This is a genomic window from Selenomonas ruminantium subsp. ruminantium ATCC 12561, from assembly GCF_000424065.1.
GTDB classification, from domain to species: Bacteria; Bacillota; Negativicutes; order Selenomonadales; family Selenomonadaceae; genus Selenomonas_A; species Selenomonas_A ruminantium.
Genome location: NZ_KE384128.1, coordinates 32118 through 54288, shown reverse-complemented (window position 1 = coordinate 54288; position 22171 = coordinate 32118). Strand labels below are relative to the sequence as shown.

The 22171-nt window shown below is 50.2% G+C and carries 20 protein-coding genes and 1 other annotated feature; of the genes, 17 read left to right on the top strand and 3 right to left on the bottom strand.

Annotated features, from left to right (window positions below; genetic code table 11):
* The first annotated feature begins 68 nt into the window (after positions 1 to 68).
* The 9 genes from sufC to G598_RS0116255 all read left to right on the top strand — a co-directional run bounded on the left by sufC (position 69) and on the right by G598_RS0116255 (position 9246).
* Entirely contained in the window at positions 69 to 821 is a 753-nt protein-coding gene (sufC, locus tag G598_RS0116295; RefSeq protein ID WP_026759702.1) for a Fe-S cluster assembly ATPase SufC, read from the top strand.
* Positions 822 to 826: 5 nt separating this feature from the next.
* Positions 827 to 2236 carry a Fe-S cluster assembly protein SufB gene (sufB, locus tag G598_RS0116290; RefSeq protein ID WP_026767817.1) on the top strand — a complete coding sequence of 470 codons (1410 nt, stop codon included), beginning with the start codon at positions 827 to 829 and terminating at the stop codon, positions 2234 to 2236.
* Positions 2237 to 2257: 21 nt separating this feature from the next.
* Positions 2258 to 3094, top strand: coding sequence for a SufB/SufD family protein (locus tag G598_RS0116285; RefSeq protein WP_026767816.1), 837 nt, complete (start codon positions 2258 to 2260; stop codon positions 3092 to 3094).
* Positions 3087 to 4322 (top strand): cysteine desulfurase, encoded by a 1236-nt coding sequence (locus tag G598_RS0116280; RefSeq protein WP_026767815.1) that lies wholly within the window; start codon positions 3087 to 3089, stop codon positions 4320 to 4322. The genes G598_RS0116285 and G598_RS0116280 overlap by 8 nt, the downstream gene beginning before the upstream one ends.
* Positions 4312 to 4743 carry a Fe-S cluster assembly sulfur transfer protein SufU gene (sufU, locus tag G598_RS0116275; RefSeq protein ID WP_026767814.1) on the top strand — a complete coding sequence of 144 codons (432 nt, stop codon included), beginning with the start codon at positions 4312 to 4314 and terminating at the stop codon, positions 4741 to 4743. Before G598_RS0116280 ends, sufU begins: the two co-directional genes overlap by 11 nt.
* Positions 4744 to 4889: 146 nt before the next feature.
* Complete coding sequence (locus tag G598_RS20160; RefSeq protein WP_026767813.1) at positions 4890 to 5393, top strand: flavin reductase family protein; 504 nt, start codon at positions 4890 to 4892, stop codon at positions 5391 to 5393.
* Between the two features lie 3 nt (positions 5394 to 5396).
* On the top strand, positions 5397 to 6095 hold the full coding sequence (locus G598_RS20155; RefSeq protein WP_026767812.1) for a Crp/Fnr family transcriptional regulator: 699 nt from the start codon (positions 5397 to 5399) through the stop codon (positions 6093 to 6095).
* 488 nt (positions 6096 to 6583) lie between these two features.
* On the top strand, positions 6584 to 7561 hold the full coding sequence (locus tag G598_RS0116260; RefSeq protein WP_026767811.1) for a glycosyltransferase family 2 protein: 978 nt from the start codon (positions 6584 to 6586) through the stop codon (positions 7559 to 7561).
* Positions 7558 to 9246, top strand: coding sequence for a DUF3329 domain-containing protein (locus tag G598_RS0116255; RefSeq protein WP_336433151.1), 1689 nt, complete (start codon positions 7558 to 7560; stop codon positions 9244 to 9246). The genes G598_RS0116260 and G598_RS0116255 overlap by 4 nt, the downstream gene beginning before the upstream one ends.
* A 115-nt stretch (positions 9247 to 9361) precedes the next feature.
* Here the strand turns inward: G598_RS0116255 and G598_RS0116250 are convergent, their stop codons facing one another.
* Entirely contained in the window at positions 9362 to 9607 is a 246-nt protein-coding gene (locus tag G598_RS0116250; RefSeq protein ID WP_026767809.1) for a hypothetical protein, read from the bottom strand.
* Positions 9608 to 9930: 323 nt separating this feature from the next.
* Between G598_RS0116250 and mqnE (G598_RS0116245) the strand changes: the two genes are divergently transcribed.
* The 4 genes from mqnE (G598_RS0116245) to G598_RS0116230 are packed head-to-tail and all read left to right on the top strand — an operon-like array spanning position 9931 to position 14063.
* Positions 9931 to 11028, top strand: coding sequence for an aminofutalosine synthase MqnE (gene mqnE / locus G598_RS0116245; RefSeq protein WP_026767808.1), 1098 nt, complete (start codon positions 9931 to 9933; stop codon positions 11026 to 11028).
* A gap of 9 nt (positions 11029 to 11037) precedes the next feature.
* Positions 11038 to 12123 (top strand): aminofutalosine synthase MqnE, encoded by a 1086-nt coding sequence (gene mqnE, locus G598_RS0116240; protein WP_026767807.1) that lies wholly within the window; start codon positions 11038 to 11040, stop codon positions 12121 to 12123.
* Complete coding sequence (gene mqnC / locus G598_RS0116235; protein WP_037364868.1) at positions 12120 to 13172, top strand: cyclic dehypoxanthinyl futalosine synthase; 1053 nt, start codon at positions 12120 to 12122, stop codon at positions 13170 to 13172. The genes mqnE (G598_RS0116240) and mqnC overlap by 4 nt, the downstream gene beginning before the upstream one ends.
* Before the next feature lie 39 nt (positions 13173 to 13211).
* Positions 13212 to 14063, top strand: coding sequence for an MTAP family purine nucleoside phosphorylase (locus tag G598_RS0116230; protein WP_026767805.1), 852 nt, complete (start codon positions 13212 to 13214; stop codon positions 14061 to 14063).
* A 48-nt stretch (positions 14064 to 14111) separates the two neighbouring features.
* On the opposite strand, the gene G598_RS0116225 is transcribed toward G598_RS0116230, so the two are convergent.
* Positions 14112 to 16163: a methyl-accepting chemotaxis protein gene (locus G598_RS0116225; RefSeq protein ID WP_037364865.1), complete on the bottom strand. Its 2052-nt coding sequence runs from the start codon at positions 16161 to 16163 to the stop codon at positions 14112 to 14114.
* A gap of 174 nt (positions 16164 to 16337) precedes the next feature.
* Positions 16338 to 16589, top strand: a binding site (T-box leader).
* A 57-nt stretch (positions 16590 to 16646) separates the two neighbouring features.
* Between G598_RS0116225 and G598_RS0116220 the strand changes: the two genes are divergently transcribed.
* The gene (locus G598_RS0116220) at positions 16647 to 17984 is read left to right on the top strand and encodes an MFS transporter (RefSeq protein WP_026767803.1); all 1338 of its coding nucleotides are present in this window, start codon (positions 16647 to 16649) and stop codon (positions 17982 to 17984) included.
* 58 nt (positions 17985 to 18042) lie between these two features.
* On the opposite strand, the gene G598_RS18835 is transcribed toward G598_RS0116220, so the two are convergent.
* Positions 18043 to 18426, bottom strand: coding sequence for a helix-turn-helix transcriptional regulator (locus G598_RS18835; protein WP_245582845.1), 384 nt, complete (start codon positions 18424 to 18426; stop codon positions 18043 to 18045).
* Positions 18427 to 18606: 180 nt separating this feature from the next.
* On the opposite strand from G598_RS18835, the gene G598_RS0116210 reads away from it, so the two are divergent.
* From G598_RS0116210 to G598_RS0116200, 3 genes are read left to right on the top strand one after another with little or no spacing between them, the layout of a single operon-like run.
* Positions 18607 to 19941 carry a GumC family protein gene (locus G598_RS0116210; RefSeq protein ID WP_026767802.1) on the top strand — a complete coding sequence of 445 codons (1335 nt, stop codon included), beginning with the start codon at positions 18607 to 18609 and terminating at the stop codon, positions 19939 to 19941.
* Positions 19942 to 19943: 2 nt separating this feature from the next.
* Positions 19944 to 21788 carry a polysaccharide biosynthesis protein gene (locus tag G598_RS0116205; protein ID WP_211221606.1) on the top strand — a complete coding sequence of 615 codons (1845 nt, stop codon included), beginning with the start codon at positions 19944 to 19946 and terminating at the stop codon, positions 21786 to 21788.
* Between the two features lie 13 nt (positions 21789 to 21801).
* Positions 21802 to 22152: a VOC family protein gene (locus G598_RS0116200; protein ID WP_037364860.1), complete on the top strand. Its 351-nt coding sequence runs from the start codon at positions 21802 to 21804 to the stop codon at positions 22150 to 22152.
* The last annotated feature ends 19 nt before the right edge of the window (positions 22153 to 22171 follow it).

Genomic DNA, 22171 nt, shown 5'->3' with positions numbered 1-22171 from the left:
ACTAAGGATTAAATGAGCGAAGTTTTTACAGTGGTTCACACTGTTGTTTTTAGAAGGAGAGTTTAGTAATGGCAGAGCAGCTTTTGGAAATCAAGGACCTCCATGCCGGTGTAGAGGATAAGGAAATCCTGAAGGGCCTTTCCCTGTCTGTAGGCAAGGGGGAAGTGCATGTTATCTTAGGGCCGAATGGCTCCGGCAAGTCTACACTGATGAACATCATCATGGGCCATCCCAAGTATACGGTAACTGGCGGTTCCATGACGTTTGAGGGCGAGGATATGACGGAGATGAAGACCTTCGAGCGCAGCCGCAAAGGCCTGTTTCTGTCCTTCCAGACCCCGGAGGAAATCCCCGGCATTACTGTGGAAAATATGCTCCGTACGGCCAAGCAGGCTATCACGGGCGAAAAGGTAAAACTCCTGCCCTTCCGCAAGGAACTCAAGGCCACCATGCAGGAACTCAAGATGGACCCGGAATACGCCCAGCGTTATCTCAACGTTGGTTTCTCTGGCGGTGAGAAAAAGCGCACGGAAATCCTGCAGCTTCTCATGCTTAATCCGAAACTGGCTCTGCTCGATGAAACGGATTCCGGTCTGGATGTCGATGCGGTGCAGATTGTTTCCGAAGGTGTGGCCAAGTTCCATAACGAGGAAAATTCCTGCCTGATTATCACGCATAACACGCGTATTCTCGAACATCTCAAGGTGGACAAGGTACATGTTCTGATGAACGGTCAGATAGTGGAAGAAGGCGGCCCGGAACTCATTGAGGACATCAACAGCCGCGGCTTTGCCCATATCCGCGAAGAACAGGAAGGTTGAGCGCTATGGCTGAGAAGAAGAAAACCTATGTAGAGGATATCGAGCGCACCCTCTACGATATCAAAAATGAAGACCATTCGGTCTACAAATCCCATAGCGGCCTGACGCCGGAAATCGTGCGGGATATCTCCAAGCGCAAGCATGACCCGGAATGGATGACCGAGTTCCGCTTAAAATCCCTGGAAGTTTATAATTCGCTGGAACTGCCCACCTGGGGGCCGTCCCTCGAAGAATTAAATATGGACGATATCGTGACCTATGTGCAGCCCGATGCCAAGATGACCGGCAGCTGGGAGGAAGTACCGGAGGATATCAAGGATACCTTTGACCGGCTCGGTATTCCCGAAGCAGAAAAGACCTCTTTGGGCGGCGTTGGTGCGCAGTATGACTCGGAAGTGGTTTACCACTCCATTCAGGAAGACATGGTCAAGCAGGGCGTAATCTATACCGATATGGAAACGGCGCTCGTAGAGCACGGGGATATCGTCAAGGAATACTTTATGACCCTTGTACCGCCTAAGGACCATAAATTTGCGGCCCTGCATGGCGCTGTTTGGTCCGGTGGCTCTTTCGTCTATGTGCCGGAGGGCGTCCATGTGGAAATGCCCTTGCAGAGCTACTTCCGCCTCAATGCGGCTGGTGCCGGTCAGTTTGAACATACGCTGATTATCGTGGAGAAAAATGCCAGCCTGCACTTTATCGAAGGCTGCTCCGCACCGAAGCACAATGTGACCAATCTCCATGCCGGCTGTGTGGAACTTTTCGTCAAGGAAGGCGCACGCCTGCGCTATTCCACGATTGAGAACTGGTCGCGTAATATGATGAACCTCAACACCAAGCGTGCCTTGGTGGAAAAGGACGGCATTATCGAATGGGTGTCCGGGTCCTTTGGGTCCCATATTTCCTGCCTCTATCCTTGCAGTGTGCTGCACGGCGAAAATGCCCGCTGTGAGTTCACGGGCGTAACCTTTGCTTCCAAGGGGCAGAACCTCGATACGGGCGCGAGTGTTATCCATGCGGCACCGCATACCTCGGCCAACATCAACACCCGTACGATTTCCAAGGCGGGCGGCATGGCGACCTACCGCAGTGCGGTCAAGGTGACGAAGAATGCGCCTTACGCCAAGTGCTCCGTAAACTGCGAATCCCTGATGCTCGATAATCTGAGCCGCAGTGATACGCTGCCGGTTATGGATATCGAAGGGGACGAGGCCGATATCGGGCATGAAGCCAAGATTGGCCGCATCAGCGATGAGGCCATCTTCTATCTGACCAGCCGCGGCATTGATGAGGAAGAAGCCCGCGCCATGATTGTGCGCGGCTTTGTGGAGCCGATTGCCAAGGAACTGCCGCTCGAATATGCACTCGAAATGAACAATCTCGTCAACATCGAGCTTGAAGGTACTATGGGTTAAGGGATTAAGGAGGAAAAGACAATGTTAAATGAAGAAATTTTTTCCGCCATTCCCATGCGTACCTGGCGGTGGCTGAAGGTCAATGAAGTTTCCGTTCCGGCAGGACTTAGCGAGAATGTGCAGACGGAAAAGATTCTCGTGGAGTCCGGCGAAAGCAAGAGCATCGTGCTCGACAGACGCGAGGGCGGCGCATTGGAAGTACAGGCCCATATCGCCGACGGCGGGGAACTGAACTTGATTTATGCTCAGCTGGTGGACGAGAACGAAGCTGCCACGAGCCGCATTAAAGTCTATGTGGGCAAGGGCGCAAAGTTTAATTATACGACTGTGGAAGCAGGCGCCAAACATACGGCGGCTGAACTGACTGTGGATATGGCCGGTGACGACAGTGTTGCCGATGTCTGGGGGCTGTACTTCGGTGATGGCGGGCGCAGGATTGACCTCAACTACATCATCCGTCAGCAGGGCAAGCGCACGGACGCCAATATGCAGGTGCGCGGCGCGCTGCTCGGCGGTGCGGAAAAGACCTTCCGCGGCACGCTGGATTTCCTCGAAGGCTCCAAAGGCTCGGTGGGCCGTGAGGACGAGGAAGTTATGGTGCTTTCTGACCATGTGCAGAACCGCAGCGTACCCATCATGCTGTCCCATGAGGACGATGTGGACGGCCATCATGCGGTAAGCATCGGCAAGATGGACGAAGAGAAGCTCTTTTACCTGATGAGCCGTGGTCTCGATTTGGCTGAAGCGCAGAAACTCGTGGTGGAAGCAAACTTCCAGCCGGTTCTTGACCGCATTGATAACGATGAATTAAAGGCAGAAATTGACGCTTACCTGCAAAGGAGGCTTTCTAATGGCTGATGCACAGGAATTTTTGAAGGATTTTCCCTTATTGAATCATAACATCAATGGCCGCAAGGTGGCGTATCTCGACAATGGCGCGACTACGCAAAAGCCGGAGCAGATGATTCAGGCTATCTGCGGCTACTATGGCGGCTGCAATGCCAATCCGCATCGCGGCGCCTATGCCCTGTCCATCAAGGCCACGGATATTTACGAGGGTGCGCGGAAACGCACGGCAGAATTTATCAAAGCCAAGCGCCCGCAGGAAATCATCTTTACGAAAAACGCTACAGAGGCGCTGAACCTCGTGGCGTACAGCTATGGCCTGCACAATGTCAATGCCGGGGACGAAATCGTGATTTCGATTTCTGAACATCACAGCAACTGCGTGCCCTGGCAGATGGTGGCCAAGGCCAAGGGCGCAACGCTCAAATATATCTATCTCGAAAAAGATGGCAATCTGTCCGCAGAGGATATCGAAACGAAGATTACGGAACGCACGAAAATCGTCGCCGTAACGCAGGTTTCCAATGTGTTGGGCCTCAAAAATGACGTCAAGGCCATTGTCAAAAAAGCCCATAGTGTCGGTGCCATTTGTGTGGTGGACGGCTCGCAGAGTGTAGCCCATATGGCTGTGGATGTGTCCGATTTAGACTGCGATTTCTTCGCCTTTTCCGGCCATAAGATGCTCTCACCCATGGGTATTGGCGTGCTCTATGGCAAATATGCGCTGCTCGATGCGATGGAACCCTTCCTGCGCGGCGGCGATATGATTGAGTATGTGGAAGAACAGGATTCCACCTGGGCTGAAGTGCCAGCCAAGTTCGAGGCTGGCACGCAGAATGTCGGCGGGGCGGCAGGCCTTGTCGCGGCTATCGACTATCTCGAAAAAATCGGCTTTGACCGCATTGAGGCCATCGAAGCGGATTTACTGAACTATGCCCTGCCTAAGCTTAGGGAACTGCCGTTTATTGAGCTATACGGTTGTGACAGCACGCAGGATAACAAGACGGGTATTATCGCGTTTAATGTCAAGGATGTGCACCCCCATGATGTGGCCTCCATCCTCGACAATGACGGAGTAGCCGTGCGGGCGGGCCATCACTGCGCCCAGCCCCTGCACCGTTATCTCGGGCAGAATGCGACCTGCCGGGCCAGCTTCTACCTGTATAACACGCGGGAAGATATTGACCGCTGGATTGAATCGTTAAAGAAAGTAAGAGGTGTACTTGGTTATGGCGCTTGATGATGTGTATACGGAAGTTTTAGGAGAACATAGCCGCAACCCTGACCATAAACATAAACTCAGTTGTGCTACCTGCCAGATGAAGGGCAAGAATCCCAGCTGCGGTGACGAAATCACCATTGAATTGCAGGTGGAAGGCGGCGTCGTAAAAGAAGCTGCCTTTACCGGCATTGGCTGTGCCATTTCCCAGGCCAGCACCGATATCATGGCCGAGCTTATCCGCGGCAAGAGCGTTGAGGACGCCCGCCGCCTTGCGAATAAGTTTATCTCCATGATTAAGGGCGAGCTGGTGGACGAGGACGAACTTGAAGAACTCGATGAAGCCTTGGCGCTCAAAAACGTGGCGCATATGCCTGCACGCGTGAAATGTGCTGTTTTGGCCTGGCATACGCTCGACGATGCATTGAAAGACCAAAAATAAAAATAACGAACAGATAAAAGCAAGTTATCCACAAAATATTGGGGATATCCACCATGAAACTGTGGATAACTACAATGTTTTGTGGATTTTGTGTAGAATTATACATACCTATTGTGGATAATTGTGGAAAAGAGAGGATGTTTCAAATGGCAGTAAAGGAAATTCGCCCCGATGATTTTAACGAAAGCGTATTCAAGGTAATTGGCAAGGACTGGCTGCTGATTGCCGGTGAGGCCGAAGGCAAAAGCAACGCCATGACGGCGTCCTGGGGCGGCATGGGCATTATGTGGGGCAAGCCTGTTGCCTATATTTTCATTCGTCCGTCCCGCTATACCAAGGAATTTGTGGATAAGTCCGAGGGCCTTACGCTGTCCGTATTCGGTGAAGACCGCCGCAAGATGATGAATTACTTTGGTACGGTGTCCGGCCGTGATGAAGATAAAATCGCCAAGAGCGGCCTTACGGTAAAACACGACAATGGCCGTACTTATTTTGACGAGGCTCGTGTGACCATGCTGTGCCGCAAGCTCTACGCACAGGAACTCAAACAGGAGTGCTTTGTGGATAAAGCTGCTGATGAACGCTGGTATCAGGATGATTACCATACGATGTACATTGTGGAAATCGAAAAAATTCTCGTGCAGGAATAAGCTATGGCAGCTACAGCTAATGAGTCGTTGCGCTCCCTGCTGAAACAATGTTCATTGGCACAGGGGATGAGTGATGGGGAAGTTCAGGAACTTTTGGCCTCGGCACAGGTGCGCCAGTGCGAATATAGCAAGGGTGAAATCATCTTTCATGAGGGGGATATGCCCAAATCGCTCTACATTCTATTGGCAGGCGAAGTGCATATCCTGAAGGATACGTTTTCCGGGCGGCGTATTTTCCTGTCGGAAATCAATGAGCCGGGGGATATGTTCGGTGAGGTTTACGAGGTCTTGAAACAGCCCTACGATATGTATGTGGAGGCGGTAACGCCCGTGAAACTGCTGGAAATATCCAGCGGTTTGTTTTCTTTTGATGCCGGCGGCGAGATGAGCCGCAGTGCGTTGAAAATCCAAAGAAACCTTATGCGCATCTTTGCCCGCAAGGCCTATTTTATGCACAATAAAATCAAGGTGCTGGCCAGCGGTTCCCTGCGGGAGAAAATTATCCGCTTCCTGTTTATTGAATTGCAGGGCAGGCGGGAATTGGAACTGGCCGGCAGCCGGGAGTTTATGGCGTCCTATCTGGCGGTCACCAGGCCTTCGTTGTCCAGAGAACTTTCGGCTTTGCAGCGGGAAGGGATTCTGGCGGTCGAGGGGAAGAAGGTTCGGGTGCTGGATATGGAGAGGTTTGAGGAATACCTGTAACGCTAAGCTAACATCGTGCTATAAAGGCGCCCGGGGGCTGGCAATGGCTTTCCTTCGCTTAGACAGGCTTGTCAAACGCTGCGGAAAGTCATTGCCAGCCCCCGGGCTTACTGCGTGATGAATTGCTTCGCTTAGGCAGGCTTGTCAAACGCTACGGAAAGCCATCACTGGCCCCCGGGCTTACTGCGTATATTACAGCGATATGCGAAGGCGCCCGTGGAGCTGGTAATATTTTTCCTTCGCCATAGACAGGCTTGTCAAAAGCTACGGAAAAACATCACCAGCTCCGCGGGCTTAGTGCGTACATTACAGTGAAGTGCGAAGGCGCCGGGGGGATAGATAATATTTTTCTTTCGCTGAGACAGGCTTGTCAAACGCTGCAGAAAAACATCATCTATCCCCTCGGCTTAGTTCGTTGTAGACTGGTTTGTGCTATCGACAAGCCCTGTCAAAAGTGTTAGAATGGGGACGGCCGAAAGGAGGTTGTGATGGACAAAATAACAATAATTGTTCCCTGTTATAACGAGCAGGAAGTAATCGAGAAATTTTATACGGAAGTGTCTCGGATTCTGAATGGGGTTCCGGGATGTGAGTTTACATATTTATTTGTTAATGATGGCAGCCGGGATAATACGCTTTCGTTGTTGCAGGCGTTATCAGCGCGTGAGGCGGCGGTGAATTATTTGAGCTTGTCGCGGAACTTCGGCAAGGAAGCGGCTATGATGGCTGGTCTTGACTATGCTGATGGTGATGCGGTGATCATCATGGATGCGGATTTGCAGCATCCGCCGGAGCTGATTCCGGAGATGATTGACTGGTGGCACAAGGGCTATGATGATGTCTGCGCCAAGCGTACGGACAGGGCCGATGAAACCTGGTTTAAGCGCACTATGGCGAATCTGTTTTATCGTTGCCTGCAGGCTGTTTCCCGCTTTCGGGTACAGCGGGATGTAGGCGATTTCCGTCTGCTCGATAAACGCTGCGTGGCGGCGCTGCGTCTGATGCGGGAGAATCAGCGGTTTACCAAGGGCATGTTTACCTGGGTGGGCTATCGCAAAAAAGAAATTCCGTTTCATGTGCGGCAGCGGGCCGCGGGCACGACGACATGGAGTTATTTCGCCTTGTATAATCTGGCAGTGGAGGGCATTACCTCCTTTACCACAGCGCCTTTGCGTTTGACCACAATTTTGGGGTTGGGTGTATCGGGGCTGGCGATGATTTTTATGTGTTGGGTGCTGTTTAATGCCCTTTGTTATGGTGATCCCGTAGCGGGATATCCCACGATGATGACGGTTATCCTCTTTTTGGGCGGCGTACAGCTGCTGTCTTTGGGAATTATCGGTGAGTATCTGGGCCGCGTGTTTACAGAGAGCAAGGGCAGGCCGGTCTACTTGATAGATGAGCATAATGGGAAAAAGATGATTTATGGCAGTCAGGCTAATTGGCTGCCCCATGAACGCGATTGACAACAGGGGAGAGTGAGGATTTGTCGCAGAGTCAAAACTGTTTAGGCAGAAATTTGCTGGTATTACTAGGGCTGTTTCTGTTTATGTTGGTACTGAACTATTTGATGCCGCTGCATCGTGATGACTACGATTACTCGGTGGTGTGGATGACGGCAGAACATCTGGGCAGTGTGCAGGATGTGGTATATTCTGCCTATCGTCATTATATGCTCCACGGCGGGCGCATGTTTACGGTTTTATGTTTGAATTTCTTCCTTTGGGTGGGCAAGTTTGCTTTTGATATGGCTAATGCCTTGATGTTTACGGCCTTGGTCGTGCTGATGTATTTTCATGCCCGACGTTCGGTGGAATTGCGACAGGAGCCGTTGATGTTAGCCGTTACGGGGCTTTTGGCCTGGCTTTCCTTTCCGCACTTTGGTGAAGTCGCTGTCTGGAAAAGCGGCTCTACGGTTTACCTTTGGTCGGCCGTACCGGCAGCGCTCTTTCTCCTGCCCTACAATATTACATTGGCCAAAGGAACGTCGGCGCTTGGAAAATGGGCAATACTCCCCATGTTTTTGTTGGGTATTATCGCGGGCTGGTCGGTGGAAAATCTGGCCGTGACCGTGGTGGCACTGACGGCTGGCAGCAGCTGGTATCTGCGCCATCAGGGGAAGATGGCGGGCTGGATGCCTGCCGGAGCTTTGGGCGCATTGCTTGGGCTTATCGGCCTTGTGGGCGCGCCGGGCAATTTTGTCCGTTATGATGACCAAGGGGCTGGCAAAGGCATTTTTGCGCATATCGGCAATCAGTTTGCGGGCAATGGTGAAATGCTGCTCTATATTCTGCCGATGGTTTTGTTGCTGCTGTGCGCCTGGCGTGTCTTTAAGCTGGAACTGGCCAGTCAAAAGGGGGAGCAGATTGAGCGTGGTTTGTTGAGCTTTGGCTGGCGGCAATGGCTGATTTTGGGGATTATCCTGCTCCTCGTTGTTTCCTACTTCAATGACAGTTTCGTGGCCTGGACTGTACGGGATATCCTCTATGCGGCTGTGATGGTGCCGTTGGGGCTGACCAAGCAGAAGACCATTGACCATTTCGATAATCTGTTCAAGGGCTTTGATGAAATGGCCATTTACTGGCTGACCATTTTCTTTGTCTACGCTTTGGTCAAAAAACAGCTGGGGCTGACCACGCCGGTTATCAAGTTGCTGGCTGAGAAAGTCAAGGCGCGGGATGTTTGGCAGGCATTCCCCGCTGTGCGCTATGCTGGCTGTATGCTGGCTTTGGCTTTGCTGAACAATTTCGTGATGATTGCTGCGCCGACGTTCCCTGCGCGGGCAACCTTTAGCTCGGTGGCTATGATTATCATTGCAGCGATTGCCATTTTGCGAGAGCCCTTGATTCGCGGTTATTTCGCTAGTCATGGACAGAAGGTGCTGACGGCGGGGGCGCTGGGACTGGCGGCGTTCACGATGTCGGCAGCCCTCCTGGTTACCTATACCATGCGCCAGGAAAATGATGCCCGTATTGCCATCGTACAGGAGGCGGCGCAAAAGGGTGAGCCGATTGCCTATATGGAGCCGATTGCGATGCAGAACCGTGCTCTGCGCCATGTCTTCTTTGCGGATTTCGATAATGGTGTAACTAAGCATGGTCTGTGCATTTTCTATGGCATAAAAGATATCAAAGTGAATACGGATAAATAAACAGACTAAAAAGGACATGCTGTGGGGGCATGTCCTTTTTAGCAGAGAATTAGAGAATTTAGGAATCGAAAAAATATATATAATCCTTCGTGGGGAAGAATTACCAAGGTAAAAATCAGGTGTTTTTGGCAATAACTGCACCAACTACGGCACCGACGATAGCGGCCGTATTGCGCTCGCCTTCGGAATACTTCTTCGGATGAGAGCGGTGGTGCTTGTTGGCAAGTTCCTGAACTTCATAGTCATGCCCATGATGGAATGGGCTGGCTTCTGCTGCCGTGGCGGTGAGTGAGCCAATCCCCAGGCTCATAACACCGGCAAGGGCAACTGCTGTCATTTTTACATTTTTCTTGCTGAACATCTTACACATCTCCTTTACAAAAGTTATGTGAGTTGTTAATTCCTTACTACATGGGTCATTATAGGCGGTCAAGATTAAAATACAAGAAGAAGGGCATTAAATTTCCATTAAAAAATTAACCTGGTCAACTTTATGATTTATTTTTGTTTATAGCAAAACTTGAACAACGGCGTTATAACGAGGCTGAGGATGAATATATCTTCAGCCTCGTTGCGACGCGAAGCTAGTCCTTTGGGGAAACGCTAAGAGGAAGTTTTGCCTGTGGCAAAACTGGAACAATGGCGTTATAATAATAAAGTATGTTTATTGTTTGGAGGACGGATATGTTAGCGGCAGAAGAGTATAAGGATATAGAAGAAAAGATTGAGCGTGGGACACGCCTTACCCGTGAGGAGGGCATACGGCTGTTTCACTGTCACGATATCGCCTGGCTGGGGGCTATGGCCGACAAGGTACGGAAGCGCAAGTGCGGGGATATCGTTTATTATAACGTGAACTGTCATGTGAACCTGACGAATATTTGCACTTCGCATTGCAAATTCTGTGCCTTTGGCCGGGACTGTGATGAAAAAGGTGCTTATGAGATGACCAAGGAACAGGCATTGAATCTCGTAGCGGATGCCATGAAAGACCCGAATCTTGCCGGGCTGCATGTGGTCAGCGGCCTGCATCCGACCTGGAGTTTTGATCATTATCTGGGGATTGTCAAGGCTATCCATGAAACCTATCCCCAGCTCTATATGAAGGGCTTTACCGGTGTAGAGATTACCCATTTTGCGCAAATCTCCGGGCTGTCGGTGGAGGAGGTGCTGATTCGTCTGCGTGATGAAGGCGGCCTGCAGGCCATTGCCGGCGGCGGTGCGGAAATTCTTTCCGACCGGGTGCGGGATGAACTGTGTCCCAACAAGGCCACGGCGGATGAATGGCTCGAAGTGGCTAGAACAGCCCATAGACTCGGGATAAAATCCAATGCCAGTATGCTGTATGGTCATATTGAAACCTTGGAGGAACGTGTAGACCACCTGCTGCGCCTGCGTGAATTGCAGGATGAAACCGGCGGCTTTCAGACCTTTATCTGCTTCCCCTTCCTGCCCAAGAATACGGAACTGGGACTCAAAATCAAACAGACCTCGCATTGGGACGACTTGCGCACGATGGCGATTTCCCGCTTGCTGCTCGATAACTTTACCAATATCAAGGCGTATTGGGTCATGCTGACGGTACCTGTGGCGCAGGTAGCCTTGGGCTTTGGTGCCAACGATATTGACGGCACAGTGCACAAGGAGACCATTCTCCACGATGCCGGTGCGGAAAGCCCCACATCGCTATCTGAAGACAAGATTATCCGCATCATTCGGGAGGCCGGCCGTATTCCGGCAGCCTGTGACTGCAACTTCAACATCTTGCGGAAATTTGCTTGAGGAGGACGCATGGAAAAGATAAAACTGGCGCGGATAAAAGCGTCTGCCGGTGAACGGCTGACGCTTGCCGATGCGCTCGCGTTATATGAAGATAATGACCTGTTGTTTCTGGCCAAATGCGCCCGCCGCATAAAGGAAGCCAAAAGCGGCAAGAAGGTCTTTTATACCGTAAACCGTCATATCAACCTGACCAATATTTGCAGTGCAAACTGTCCCCTGTGTGCCTTTCAGGTAAAGGACGGGGATAAGCGGGGCTTTGTGCTGGAAACAGATGATGTGGCCAAGATTTTGGACAGCGCCAAAGAGCTTAAAAATCTCTCGGAAATCCATATCGTCAGTGCCCTGCACCCCGATAAGGATTTTGCCTACTACAAGAATATTGTCAAACAGGTGCGGGCGGCATTGCCGGAAGCGGATGTCAAGGCATTTACTCCCGTGGAAATCGTAAACTTTGCCAAAATCAGCGGCAAGAGCATTTTGGAAGTGTTGACCGAGCTTAAAGAAGCAGGACTCGACAGCCTGCCCGGCGGTGGTGCAGAAATTCTCTCGGACAGGGTGCGGGAGATAATCTGTCCAAAGAAAGCCACTACGAGCGAATGGCTGGAAGTTATGCGCACCGCGCATAAGCTTGGAATCCGTACGAATGCCTCCATCATGTATGGTCATGTGGAAACCATTGAGGAACGTCTGCAGCATCTGATCACCCTGCGGGAGCTGCAGGATGAAACCCATGGTTTTCAGGCGTTTATGCTGTTCCCCTTCCATCCGGCCAATACGGAACTGGGCGAGGAACAAGGCTTAAAGCGCGTTGGCTCCTGGGAGGACATGAAGATGCTGGCGCTTTCCCGCCTGATACTCGATAACTTCGACCATATCAAGGCGTTCTGGATTATGCTGACTATGCCGATTGCACAATTAGCTTTGGGGTTTGGCGCTGACGATTTGGACGGCACCATTGGCGAGGAAAAGATTATCCATGCGGCAGGCGCCCAAACCAATACGGGCATTACCCGCACTGATTTGGAGCGTTTTATTCGCGAAACAGGCTATGAGCCGGTGCAGCGGGATACCTTTTATCGGGAGGTGCAGCCATGAAAGCGAAAGGGAAAAAACAGAACTCGCGCCTGTCTGTTGAGGAAGGCATTCGCCTGCTTGAGGGGGGCGACCCTATTGAGCTGGGAATCCGCGCTGATGAAAAGCGGCGACAGCTGTTTGATGATACGGTGACTTTCATCGTTGACCGGAATATCAACTACACCAATGTGTGCAAAAACGAGTGCAGATTCTGTGCGTTTTTCCGCCGCAAGGAGTCCAAGGATGCGTATCTGCTGACCAATGAGGAAATCCTGCAAAAGGTGGGCGAAACGGTTGCGGCAGGCGGCACGCAGGTCATGATTCAAGGCGGGCTTTACCCGGATTTGGGTCTTGACTATTACGAAACGATGCTGCGCAGCATCAAGGAAAAATACCCGCAAATTACCATTCATTCGTTCACGGCAACGGAAATCCAGTATTTTGCCCAGCAGGCAGGGCTGTCGATTCTCGATACATTGAAACGCTTGCAGGAAGCTGGCTTGGACAGCCTGCCCGGCGGCGGTGCAGAAATCCTTGTAGATGAAGTGCGCAAACGCGTCAGCCCCAAGAAAATCATGACCGAGGACTGGCTGCATGTGATGGAGTGCGCCCATAGCATTGGCATGGAGAGCACGGCCACCATGGTTATCGGCTTTGGTGAAACCATGGCACAGCGCATTGAACACATGGAAAAAATCCGCCGCCTGCAGGACAAGACCGGCGGTTTCCGCGCCTTTATCACCTGGACGTTCCAGCCCGGCAATACGGAACTGGGCGGTGAAAAGACCAGCGGCTGGGACTATATGAAGACTTTGGCTGTGACGCGCCTGTATATGGACAATATCAAGCATATCCAAGGCTCCTGGGTTACGCAGGGCGAGCGCATTGGCCAGCTGACTTTAGGCTTTGGTGCCGATGACCTCGGCAGCATCATGCTCGAAGAAAACGTCGTGCGGGCTGCTGGCACGCAGTATGAAATGTCCATCCAAAAGATGGTGGATATGATAAAAGGTGCTGGCAAACAAGCAGCGCAAAGAGATACAGAGTACAATGTAATAAGGCGATTTTAAAAGCCTTCCCCAGAGGGGAAGGCGAAAGGAGTTACGATTATGACAGACAATAAAATTCCTGCAGCCGCCTACGCTGTCGTCGGCGGATCGGGGACACTTTCCAGTAATTTTCCGGCAAATGTCAAAGCCGATGATGTGGAAATTTTAGCCGACAATCTGCGCTTTGACACGCCTTACGGCGAAAGCCCGGCTATGCGGCTGTTCCGTGTGGGCGAAAAGCGCGTGCTCACGGTTAAAATGCACGGCTGGCGCAGCGGTGTAACCCGTGCAGATGCTTCGCGGCAGGTATTCTGGGTTTTCCGCGAAGCCGGTGTCAAGCGCATTATTTCCGAGGGCGGTGTCGGTACAGTCAACAAGCTCCTGGACTTGCGGGATTTCATTATCCCCGACGATTATCTCGATTTGTCGGTGCGCAAGGATGTTATGCTGGACGGACGGTATCTGCTGGTTATGCGAGATGCCCTGTGTCCGGAAATGCGCAAGGCCCTGATTGCCTCCACGAAAAAGCGTTTTGACGGAAGAGTGTTCACCCGCGGTACCTATGCGGTGACCGATGGCCGTCATTTTGAAAGCCCGGCAGAAGTTGCTATGCTGAATGGTCATGCCGATATCGTAGGGCAGAGCATCTGCCCCGAAGTCTATCTAGCACGGGAAATCGGCGCCTGCTATGCAGGGCTGTACTTCACGGTGAATTACGGCGAAGGCATCAAGGAAAAATGGTCCCATCAGGATATGGCGGATATCTTCTACGATGATGCGCCGATGATTGGTGAGATTATCCTCGAAACCATTCGCACGATTGATGCTGAGGAACATCATTGCGAATGCCGGTCCCTGCGCAAGGAAACCCTGCTCAAGGACGTTTACAACGAGGTATCGGCAAAAGGATAATGAGGTACAAAAAATCCCCTGCGACTGCCATCGCGGGGGATTTTTTTATTAAAGTTTGAACTTGTTCATTTCGGTCTGCAAATCGCTGGCCAGCTGGGCAAGATTGCGGGCGGCATCGGAGATTTCGTGCATGGAAGCACTCTGCTCCTCACCGGCAGCCGATACGGACTGGGCTTCGTCCGAGTTCTTGCCGCTGGTGCCGGCAATGTTGATGCTGGCTTTGAGCATATTCTCGTTTTCCTTGGCCATGGATTCAATGCCCTGAGCGATTTTCTTGATTTGCTCCGTCAGGTCATCAATAACCGTGACAATTTCGGCAAATACCTGGTCAGCCGACTGCACCGTGTCGATGCCTGCCTGTACGCTTTGGGCACCGCTGCTGCTGGCTTCCACGGCAGATTTCATGTCGCTGAGATTGCCTTGTACCAGCTGGGCAATCTGCTGAGAGGACTGATTGGAGCTTTCGGCCAGTTTCCGGACTTCGTCGGCAACTACCGCAAAGCCACGGCCGGCTTCGCCTGCGCGGGCGGCTTCAATCGCCGCATTGAGGGCCAGCAGGTTGGTTTGTTCCGCAATGCTTGTAATCATCTCGACGATATCAGCAATCTGCTGGGAACTGGTGTTCAGCTTGTTGATGGATTCCTGAATGCTGTCGGTAGTAGCCGTGATGTTGTTCATCTGCCGAACCGCTTCCTGAATAGCCCCGCGTCCGGTGTCGATTTTATCCCGGGCGCTGATGGCATGGTCCAGTACTTTTTGGGTGCCGCTGACGATATGCTGCGCCGTGCTGGTCACTTCTTCAGCGGTATTTTGAATGTTGCTGGCTTCGACAGCCTGTTCGCTGGCACCTTCAGCGATGGATACGATGCTTTCTGCGACCATATGAGAGGCCTGCGCTGACTGGTCGGCACTGGTGGTGAGCTGGTCGCTGGCTTCCGCTACGTGCTGGGTCATATCATTTACATGACCGATAACGCCGCGGATATTTTCAATCATATGATTGAGGGCCTCTCCCAGTGTCCCCATTTCATCATTGGCGGTGATATTCACCTTGCGCGTCAAATCGCCAGCGGCTACTTTGCTGGCTTCTTCCATCAAATGGGCAATCGGGGTGCCAACCCGCCGATTGAAGATAGCAATCATGGCCGCACAGAGGATAATCATAACCAAAATCGACATGATGATGCTGGTGTAGATGGAATTGGTGATTGCTTCCTGATAATCAGCCTTGGGGGCTACGAGCACGAGCTTCATATTATCAATGCAGAGGGGGACACCCATCACATAGCTGTCTTCACCGAAAACATCGGTTTCCACGAGTTCAAGATTTTTCAGGCCGACAATTTTCTGGCCTAAGGCGCTTAAATCCTTATTGCTCTCCTCAGTGATTTTGGCCTTCATATTCTTGCTGTCATCTTTCGAGGCAAGATAGAATCCGTCCTGACTGACGAGGAAGGCATAACCGCTGTTGCCGATGGTGATGTTCTTGACATAATCTTCCAGTTCCGTAATGCCGATATCCAAGGTGACTGTGCCGACAGGCTTACCATTTTTCTGGATGGCGGCTGCGGAGGTGAGCATGGTCGTATGGCTCACTTCGTCCAGATAGGGCCCTGTCCAGGCAACTGTACCGGGAGACTTCATGGCATTCAGATACCAGTCAAATTTGGTGTAACCGTATTCGGCATTGCTGTAGCTCATGTCGAGAGAAACTTTATTGTCATTACCCTTGGTGCGATAGGGGCCATAATATTCAATGTCCTCGTCATAGGCAAAGGGTTCAAACCAAAAACCGCTGCCGATAATCAGTGGGTCGGAGAGTACATAACCGTCCGCCATGCCAAACATGACATCGGTATCATAATCCTTCAGCTGGCTGACCCCTAAGGCAAGCCCGCTGGTCTTTTGTGCCACCTGCAAAATCCGCTGATCCAGCTTGCCGGTGATTTCTCCGGCGTGACTTTCCAAAGTCGCTTTGACCTGTGTTTCCATACCGCCTTTGAACTGGCTGATATTGATAAAGGTTTGTATACTGAGAAGTATACCGGTGAGCAGTATAATGCTGACCACAAATAATGTCTTGATGCTGCCCTTAGGCATAGTGATCACACTCGCTTTCTTCCGTGATAAATCTGCTGGACAGATTGGTTTTTTACCATATACTTCGTGAAAAAGTAAAAGAATCCTGCAGAATTTTGAAAATATCGTTGACAAGTTTACACTTCAGTGCTAGTATGTGTTATGTGATTTGGAAAACAAAAATCTCCATATAGAATACAATCGATGATAGGAAAGAGTAAATTTGTCAGCGGATTGCCAGCGAGTCGGAAAGGTGGAAGCCGATAGTCCAGCGCAAATGGAAAATCATCCTTGAGGTATGGCGCTGAAGTATTTGCATAGTCAAATTCAGTAAGCGGCCACGGGCGTTTCCCGTTACAGAAGCCGCGTATGTTGGTACGTTGCAGAGTGCCCTGCTCTTGCGCAGGGAATTTGGGTGGTAACACGGATAATGAGTCCGTCCCTTTGCGGGACGGGCTTTTTTTATTTCATTATATATAGGACTTATATTGGGGAGGAATCATTATGGAAGCTGTAAATCTTGAACGCTTAAAAAGCAAACGGGACTGGCGCATCATTCTGCCGGTGTTTTTGGTATCCATTATCGCCTGTATCGACCGGGTGAATGTGGCCTATGCCAAACTCACCATGACGGAGGATATGCCATGGCTGACACCGGAAATCTTCGGCATGGGGGCCGGAATTTTCTTCATCGGCTATTTGCTCTTTGAAGTGCCGGGTTCGCTGGTGGCGGCGAAGTTCTCGGCAACGAAGTGGATTGCCCGTATCATGTTCACCTGGGGATTGGTGTGCGTGTATATGGCCTTTGTCAAAACACCGTCGGAATTCTATCTGTGCCGTTTCCTGCTGGGGGCGTCAGAAGCCAGCTTGTATCCGGTAATCTATTCGGTATTATTCCCGCGCTGGTTTGCCGCAGGGGAGCGCGCAAGAGCCACTTCGCTTATGCTGACGTCGCTATTGATTTCCACGATTGTCGGTGCACCGCTGGCCGGCGTCCTGCTCGAAACCTCGTTGTTCGGCCTGCATGGCTGGCAGGAACTCTTTATATTGGAAGCTTTGCCGGCACTGCTTTTTGCGGTTTACTTCTTCTTTGCCGTCAAAGACCGTCCGGAACAGGCTGCTTGGCTGACCGCAGAGGAAAAGGCATATCTCAACAAAGTATATGAAGAAGAACAGGCAGCTATGCATCGCGTCAAGAAATACACTGTTTGGCAGGCCTTCTGTGAACCTAAGGTGTTGAAACTCTGTCTGATTTATTTCCTCTGGGTTGTCGGTTTTTGGGGCTTTAACTTCTGGATGCCCACCGTACTCAAAGGCCTTTCCGGCTGGTCGACTTCCCTTCTGGGCGGGGCTATCGCCATTCCGATGCTGGCGGCGCTCGTGGTGCAGGTCATCATCGGTCATACCTCCACAAAGACCGGCGATAAAGTTTGGCATGTAGCAGGAGCACTCCTGGTTGGTGCCGTGGGTCTTGGTTGTTCGCCACTCGTGGACAGCATGGGCATGGCGCTGTTCCTCGTCTGCTTATCCGCTATCGGCATCTATGCTGCAATGGGCGTTTGGTGGACGATTCCGACCACCTTCCTGACTGGCCCTGCGGCTGCAGCTTCTGTTGCCCTCATTAATTCCTGCGGCAATATCGGCGGCTGGGTAGGCCCCAATATGATGGCCTGGGTGCAGAAGAGTACCGGCGCCTTTGATTTAGGCTACTACATCATGGCCGCCTTTATGCTTGCTGCCGCTGTACTGGTGCTGACTGTCAAATACCGCTGGAATGGACAGGTCCGCGAGGATATGGCCCAGCTGAAAGCGGAAGAAGAAGCCGTTTTGGCAACGGAATAATCCGGTAAAAAATATCATAATAAAAAATAGGCATTTCGATTAACAGCAATCGAAATGCCTATTTTTTTATGTCCATTTTATCCGCAACCGTAGCTGGCTGCATTCCCAGTGCATAGTGCTTTTCTTTAACATCAAATGCCATATGGGCAATATACCATTCCTGCGCATGAAGGGGCAGCTGATTGAAACTCTTGAGCAGACGCAAGGCCTGATTGGTGAGCTGCAGGCTGTTGGCCTGCTTTACCTTATGCCCGGTCAGTTCATCCAGGGAAATACCGTAAATATCGGCTAAGTTCATCAGAATGCTGAGGTCAGGAGCTCTGCGCCCAGATTCATAATTGGCATAGGTAGAACGACTGACACCTAAGGCATCGGCTACATCTTGCTGTTTCCAATCGCGCAGTTCCCGTAAATATTGAAGCTTGTTTTCGATGTGAATCACTCCTTGCAAGTAAAACTACCTACATTATATGTAAACATTGTTCATTGTGGTAAAAATAGGGTCATAATGAAACATATTATATTGACTTATGATGTACTGAAACATATAATAGGAGTTGCAAAGTGTGACAAATAACAATACAAGAACACATAGTGACACAATAAGGAGCGAAGTTTAACCATGGAAAACGAAGAAAGCATTGACCTCGGTAGATTAATGCATATCCTATACGACCGCCGCAAGACTGTAGGTGTTATTGTGGGCGGCTGTACAGCACTGGCACTTATCGTGTCATTGGCTTTGCCGAAAACGTATGAATCCACCACTTTGGTGCAGACGCGTAGCAACACAGGTGTTGGTGGTGCGGCTGCGATGGCCGCTATGCTGGGCGGTGGTTCGGGCGGAGCAGAGCTTAACTTCATCGAACTGATGAAATCCCGCACTGTTCTGGAACCGATTATCGACCAGATGGAATGGGAAGATGAAAAGAAAAAGCCAGAGGCCAAGGATTTTGCCAAGAAATTTCTCAAAATCGAAAATACCAAGCAGACGAACCTGATTACTGTCACAGCTACAGGCAAGAGCCCGGAAGAGGCACAGATGATCAGCCAAAACGTTGTGGACAACTTCCTTGCTATGCAGACCGATAAAGCTAAGCAGACCCAGAGCACGTTAATCAAGTTTCTTGACGAACGTATAAGCGAATCAAAACAAGAGGCCGAAGATGCCCGTACGAAATTTGCGGAATACCAGCAAAAACACAAGGTCTACAGTCCAGATACTCAGGCAAAAGCTGCCGTAGCCAAAATGAATGCCTTTGATGACGCTCTCGGTAATATGGTTGTGCAGCAAAAAGCCAATCAGGCAAAACTCGAAAGCGTATCGGCAAAACTCGGTGATATGCGCAGCAGTAGCCAGGCTTTTCATATCAACGATAATGCTAATGTCATGGCACTGCGCAAACAGATTGTTGATGCTCAGGTGAACTTGGTTGGCCTGCGGGAACGCTATACAGAAGAACATCCAAGTGTGATTTCTGCGCAGGAAAGAATTGCTGCACTGCAACAGAAACTATCCGAAGAAGTCAATACCATTGTTGCTTCTCAATATACCAGTATCAATCCTGCTCAGGCTGACTTAATTAAGACTCAAGCCAATGCAGAAGCCAGCATAGCCGTTGCGCAGGCCAGTGAAGCCGCCATTAAGGACCGCAGAGCAGAAAAGGAAAAAGAACTGGAAAACTTCCCTCAGGAAATGTTGGAATACCTCAGCCTTCAGCGTGAGGTCAGTATTAAAGAGGGAATCTACAGCAGCCTGGTCAAGCAATGTGAAGACAGCAAGATCAAAGAGGCTATGGAGTCTATGGATATTCAGGTTATCGACCCAGCAGATCTGCCGGATGAAGATAAACCGGCAGGACCGAAAAAGCTGTTGATTACCGCCATTGGTTTTGTTATCGGCTGTTTAATCAGTTTTGGCTATGGACTTATTCAATATAAACGAGAAGAGGCATGATAGTGAGTTATTTGGGACAAATTCGAGACAAAATAAAGCTGATTTTAATTGACGCCGCAATTTTGGCTGTCGTTCCCATATTGGCCATGCTCCTGCGTTATGAAGGCACAATTCCGGAATTGGATTATTTAACCTTCCGCAGTTGCCTGCCATGGATGGTACTAATTAATATCGGTATCTTTTATTTCTACGGCTTATATCACCGCATTTGGCATTATGCCCGCATACGTGACTTAATCGCCATCGTCGGCGCTGTGACATTGGCACAGGCCTTGATTTTCATAGTTACTTTGATGGCAGAGATTCCTGTGCCCAGAAGTGTGATTATCCTCACCTGGCTGCTCAGTATCAGCGCTATTGGTGCGATTCGTCTTATGTTCAAGATTAATTTGGACATGGTTACTGAATCCAAGGGCGGTAAGGAAAATCTAGTCATTGTCGGTGCCGGTGATGCTGGTGCTTTGCTGGTGCGGGAACTGGAACAGAATGCAGCCGCTACTACAAATATTATTGGCTTTGTGGATGATGATGAAAAAAAGAAAAATGGCCGGTTGGCGGGGTTCCCCATCTTAGGCACGATTAACGAATTATCGCAGATTGTCAAAGTCAACAAAGTAGATGAAATTGTTATCGCAATTCCTTCGGCAGATGGTGACACCATCCGGCATATTGACAACCAATGCCGTCAAACAGGGGCCAAGGTACGCATTATGCCGGGCATCTATGAAATGGTAACGGATGAAACCAATATGGGGGAAATGCGCGAAATCCGCTTGGAAGACCTTTTGCGCCGCGACCCCATCCATTTGGATTTTGCGAAAATCACCAACTATATTGCTGGCAAAACGGTGCTCATTACTGGCGCAGGCGGTTCCATTGGTTCCGAAATCAGCCGTCAGATTAGCCGGGTAGGTGCCAAGGAAATCATCCTGTTGGGCCGCGGCGAAAACAGCATCTACGAAATCCATCAGGAACTAAAACGCAAATTCCCGGAACAGACCTACCATACGGTCATTGCCAATATCACCGACAAGGAACGTATGGCACGAATCTTTCAGAAGTTCCAGCCACAGGTCGTATTCCATGCAGCTGCCCATAAACATGTACCGCTGATGGAAATCCAGCCGGATGAAGCCATCCGCAACAACGTATTCGGTACGCAGAATGTAGCTGAACTAGCCGACGCAAACCATGCGGAAATCTTTGTGTTGATTTCCACGGATAAAGCAGTTAATCCAACCAGCGTAATGGGCGCGACCAAGCGTACGGCAGAGTTGGTTCTGCAGGAAATCAATCAGCATAGCAATACAAAGTTCGTAACGGTTCGCTTTGGTAACGTTCTGGGTAGCCGAGGCAGTGTAGTGCCGCTCTTCGAAAAACAGATTGCCGCAGGCGGCCCGGTAACCGTTACACATAAGGATATGACGAGATTCTTCATGACCATTCCCGAAGCCGTCCAACTGGTTCTGCAGGCCGGCAGTCAGGCTGAAGGTGGCGAAGTCTTCCTCTTTGATATGGGCAAGCCGGTAAAAATCAAAGATATGGCCGAAGACCTCATCCGGCTTCACGGATTTACACCGGGCAAGGACATCAAGATAACCTACACTGGCCTGCGCCCCGGCGAAAAGCTCTACGAAGAACTCTTAACCAGTGAAGAAGGTACAACCAGTACCAAACACAAGAAAATCTTCAAGGCCCATATTCAGCCATTGGATGAGCAAGATTTAAAGGAAAGTTTGAAAAAGTTAAACGAAACCACGGACAAAATAACTATTCTTAAAACTTTAAAACATATGATACCGACTTACAAAAGTAAGCAGTTGGTTGATTCTAAAGAGGAACAATAGGTAGTGGATTTTTATGATGCAAGGTATTCATCATTTGGCGATTATTGTCAGCAGTGAAGAATGTGTGAAGTTCTATAAAAAATTCGGATTTAAAGAGTTTAAGCGAATTGAACGAAATTTGGATATAGTACTTCTATTGCAGGGGGATGGAATTCAATTGGAAATGTTTGTGGATGCATCTCATCCGTTGCGTTCCATGCCAGAGCCATTAGGCTTACGTCATATTGCATTAAAAGTGGATGATATTGAAAAGGTAATTGCGGATTTAGGTCTGATAAATAGTCCAATTATGAATGATTGGGTAGGTGCACGTTGTTGTTTTATTAAGGATCCGGATGGAAATACAATTGAGCTTCATGAATAAATCAGGAGGTAGCAAGGAA

Bases quoted from the DNA above. Each gene is read 5' to 3' on its own strand.
- G598_RS0116225 (WP_037364865.1), bottom strand. From the start codon at position 16,163: ATGCCTAAGGGCAGCATCAAGACATTATTTGTGGTCAGCATTATACTG.
- sufU (WP_026767814.1), top strand. From the start codon at position 4,312: ATGGCGCTTGATGATGTGTATACGGAAGTTTTAGGAGAACATAGCCGC.
- G598_RS0116220 (WP_026767803.1), top strand. From the start codon at position 16,647: ATGGAAGCTGTAAATCTTGAACGCTTAAAAAGCAAACGGGACTGGCGC.
- sufC (WP_026759702.1), top strand. From the start codon at position 69: ATGGCAGAGCAGCTTTTGGAAATCAAGGACCTCCATGCCGGTGTAGAG.
- G598_RS0116260 (WP_026767811.1), top strand. From the start codon at position 6,584: ATGGACAAAATAACAATAATTGTTCCCTGTTATAACGAGCAGGAAGTA.
- G598_RS0116210 (WP_026767802.1), top strand. From the start codon at position 18,607: ATGGAAAACGAAGAAAGCATTGACCTCGGTAGATTAATGCATATCCTA.
- G598_RS0116285 (WP_026767816.1), top strand. From the start codon at position 2,258: ATGTTAAATGAAGAAATTTTTTCCGCCATTCCCATGCGTACCTGGCGG.
- mqnE (WP_026767807.1), top strand. From the start codon at position 11,038: ATGGAAAAGATAAAACTGGCGCGGATAAAAGCGTCTGCCGGTGAACGG.
- sufB (WP_026767817.1), top strand. From the start codon at position 827: ATGGCTGAGAAGAAGAAAACCTATGTAGAGGATATCGAGCGCACCCTC.
- G598_RS0116200 (WP_037364860.1), top strand. From the start codon at position 21,802: ATGATGCAAGGTATTCATCATTTGGCGATTATTGTCAGCAGTGAAGAA.
- mqnC (WP_037364868.1), top strand. From the start codon at position 12,120: ATGAAAGCGAAAGGGAAAAAACAGAACTCGCGCCTGTCTGTTGAGGAA.
- G598_RS0116250 (WP_026767809.1), bottom strand. From the start codon at position 9,607: ATGTTCAGCAAGAAAAATGTAAAAATGACAGCAGTTGCCCTTGCCGGT.
- G598_RS0116230 (WP_026767805.1), top strand. From the start codon at position 13,212: ATGACAGACAATAAAATTCCTGCAGCCGCCTACGCTGTCGTCGGCGGA.
- G598_RS20155 (WP_026767812.1), top strand. From the start codon at position 5,397: ATGGCAGCTACAGCTAATGAGTCGTTGCGCTCCCTGCTGAAACAATGT.
- mqnE (WP_026767808.1), top strand. From the start codon at position 9,931: ATGTTAGCGGCAGAAGAGTATAAGGATATAGAAGAAAAGATTGAGCGT.
- G598_RS0116280 (WP_026767815.1), top strand. From the start codon at position 3,087: ATGGCTGATGCACAGGAATTTTTGAAGGATTTTCCCTTATTGAATCAT.
- G598_RS20160 (WP_026767813.1), top strand. From the start codon at position 4,890: ATGGCAGTAAAGGAAATTCGCCCCGATGATTTTAACGAAAGCGTATTC.